Source organism: Nitrospirota bacterium (assembly GCA_016214385.1).
In the GTDB taxonomy this organism is placed as follows: domain Bacteria; phylum Nitrospirota; class Thermodesulfovibrionia; order UBA6902; family JACROP01; genus JACROP01.
In genome coordinates this window covers 1-3,366 of the sequence record JACROP010000177.1, presented here as the reverse complement: position 1 = coordinate 3,366, position 3,366 = coordinate 1, and the positions used below count along the sequence as shown (strand labels likewise).

Sequence of the window (3,366 nt, the reverse complement as noted above, 5' to 3'; positions counted from 1 at the left end):
TTAATGAGAAGTGCGACGGCTGCAAGGGGCAGGATAAAACTGCATGCATGTATATCTGCCCGAATGACCTGATGTTCCTGGACAAGGAAAGGATGAAGGCATATAATCAGGAGCCTAGCTATTGCTGGGAGTGCTACTGTTGTGTAAAGATATGTCCGCAACAGGCTATGGATGTCAGGGGCTATGCAGACTTTATGCCACTCGGTGCTGCATCAACTCCACTGAGAGGAACTGAGGACATCATGTGGACCATCACATTCAGAGATGGAAGAATCAAGAGGTTTAAGTATGCAACGAGGACTACACCAGAAGGCTCTATAAAGGCGCTGGAGGGATATCCTGAGGCAAAGGTGGCAGACTTAAACAATCAGTTAATGCTTGGAGAGCCTGATATAATGGGAGTTAAAGAGCTTCCAACAATTAAAAAATAAGATAAGAAAGGAGGGAAAACATGAGAGAATTTGCGACAGAAGTTGTTGATACTGATATATTGATACTCGGTGGAGGAATGGCAGGCTGTGGCGCTGCAGTAGAGGCTGCATACTGGGCAAAGGCAACCGGAATGAAGGTAACACTTGTAGACAAGGCTGCCATTGACAGAAGTGGTCCTGTAGCCATGGGCCTTTCTGCCATTAATACATATATGGGGATGGATGGAAAGGTAACCGAGAATTCCCGTATGCCGGAAAGGTATGCTGAGTATGTGACGAATGACCAGATGGGTTTAGCAAGGCAGGACCTTGTCTATGATATTGGAAGACATGTTGATTCAACAGTCAGACACTTCGAGAAATGGGGACTTCCTATATGGAAGGATGAGGCAGGGAATTTTAGAAAATCAGGTGAATGGCAGGTGATGATATCAGGCGAGAGTTACAAGATCATCGTGGCAGAGGCAGCAAAGAACGCTATAGGCACCCTCGGTGACAAGGGACAGATAATTGAGAGGGTCTACATAACACACCTTCTGAAAGATGAGAAAGAGCCTAACAGGGTATGCGGTGCAGTCGGTTATAGCGTAAGGGAAGACAAGTTCTATGTGTTTAAGGCAAAGGTAGTTGTCTGTATATTGGGTGGTGCGGTCCATGTATTCAGGCCAAGGTCTCAGGGTGAAGGCTTTGGGAGGTCATGGATGCCGCCATTTTTAGGAGGAACGACTTATGCCCTCACTCTCCAGGCTGGGGGTGAGCTTACTCAGATGGATGTGACATTTGTCCCGCCAAGGTTCAAAGACTCCTATGGTCCTGTTGGCACATTCTTCCTGCTCTTTAAGACACCGGCAACAAATGCCTATGACGGGCCATACGTTGGTGCGTATGGGTCCGAGACAGACAAGTGGGCGCCATATGCAAAGGCGAAGCCCTGTCCAACTCCTGTGAGAAACTATGAGATGATACTCTGCGCGAAGGAAGGCAAAACTCCGTTTCTCATGCACACAAATAAGGTGGTAGAAAGGTATCAGAAGGAGATAACAGACCCAAAGGAGCTGAAGAAGAAGATAAGAGAGTATGAAAGCGAAGCATGGGAGGACTTCCTTGATATGACAATCGCAGGCGCTACAAACTGGGCTGCCCATAATATTGACCCTATGGAAAAACCGATGGAGCTTCAGTTGTCAGATCCTTGCTTCATAGGTTCACATGCCGCCTCTTGTGGTGCATGGGTATCTGGCGCTGAAGACCTTATGCCAAAAGAATATGCGGATGCATTCCCTGCCAAGTACAACTTAATGACGACTGTTACGGGTCTATTCACAGCAGGTTGCGGGGTAGGGGCATCTGCCCATAAGTTCTCAAGTGGTTCACATACACAGGGAAGGATTGTAGGAAAGTCAGCGGTTAGGTTTGCCAATGACAAGAAGGACTACAAACCAACAGTATCTGATAATACGATAAAGAAACTCAAGGAAATAGTGCTTAGACCACTTGCCCTCTATGAAGAGAAGAAGACATATACAACAATGCCGGATGTGAATCCTCACTATATCTCCCCACATAATTTCCTATTCAGGGTACAGAAAATAATGGGAGAATATGCAGGTAGCTGGGAGACGCTTTATGGGACATCTGACAAGATGCTTGAGACTGGGCTCTGGAAATTGGGGTTCTGTGAAGAGGATGCAGAGAAGATTGCTGCTAAGGACCTTCATGGGCTGTTGAGGGCATGGGAGGCTATTCACAGAATGTGGGTTGGCATAGCATGTGTAAGGACAAGGCTGGCGAGGAAGGAGTCAAGATGGCCTGGGTATTACTTTAAACACGATTACCTTAAACTGGATGAAGGCCAGAAGCACTTTGTCAATGTGAAATATGATGTGGATAAGAAGGAATGGAAGGTAATTGAAAGGCCAATGATTCCTATTATTTAATAAGATAGTAGGTCTTGGAAGTTATCTGTGAGGGGGCAACCTTTCAGGTCGCCCCCTCATAAAAAATTTATAGGTGTATAGGAAATTATAAAAATTTAGCCACAGATTTTCACAGATTTTTTTTAAAAATATTTTATGTTTCTTTCTTTTCTGTGTGAATCTGTGTTTATCTGTGGTTAATTAAGTTTTTTGTTCAGAATAATTTATGAATGAAGAATATACTGAAAAACACAGAAGGCTCTCTCTAAATGACAGATTCAAGTTTTCATGTCATAAAGGGCTTTCCTGTTTTAACACATGCTGTAGTGATACAAATATCTTTCTCACACCCTATGATGTCCTGAGGATGAGAAGATCCCTTGAGACATCTTCTGGAGAATTCTTAAAAGGATATACCATTGCACTTTTAGGAGAAGAGGGGTTACCTCTGGTTGTGCTTAAGATGATGGAGGATGAAAATAAAACATGTCCTTTCGTCACCCCGGATGGATGCAGCATATATGAGCACAGGCCATGGTCATGCAGGATGTATCCCATATTCCCGGCTTCCTCAAAGGAAGAAGAATTTTTGATAGAGGAAAAGCCCTCATGCCTTGGACTCAAAGAGGGAAAACAATGGACAATACAAGAGTGGAAAAAGGATCAGGGGATTGATATCTATGATAAAATGAATAAATCATACAAGGAAGTTACCTTCCATGATTATTTCTCCGCCTCAGGCGGAGAGAATAAGCTTGAGTCAGGAAGAGCAAAGGTGCTTTATATGGTATGTTATGACCTAAATGAATTCAAAGGATTCCTTTTTGAAACCAGGTTTTTCGATATATATGATGTTGAGAAAGAGGTTATTGAAAAGATAAAAGAAGATGAAGAAGAACTTTTAAGTTTTGGCTATAGATGGGTAAGATTTAATCTGTTCTCGGAAGATACCTTGAGACTCAAAGATAAGGAAATGGATAAGCTCTTGAAGTCAACGAGAGAAGAGGGGATCAAACCAT

At 43.5% G+C, this 3,366-nt stretch carries 3 protein-coding genes; all 3 read left to right on the top strand.

Annotated features, from left to right (window positions below):
• Nucleotides 1-431, top strand: a 431-nt coding sequence (gene aprB / locus HZC12_10805) for an adenylyl-sulfate reductase subunit beta (protein ID MBI5027192.1), incomplete at its 5' end; no start/stop codon positions are given.
• A 20-nt stretch (nt 432-451) separates the two neighbouring features.
• Nucleotides 452-2,368 carry an adenylyl-sulfate reductase subunit alpha gene (gene aprA / locus HZC12_10800; GenBank protein MBI5027191.1) on the top strand — a complete coding sequence of 639 codons (1,917 nt, stop codon included), beginning with the start codon at nt 452-454 and terminating at the stop codon, nt 2,366-2,368.
• Nucleotides 2,369-2,573: 205 nt separating this feature from the next.
• Nucleotides 2,574-3,366, top strand: a 793-nt coding sequence (locus HZC12_10795) for a YkgJ family cysteine cluster protein (GenBank protein ID MBI5027190.1), incomplete at its 3' end; no start/stop codon positions are given.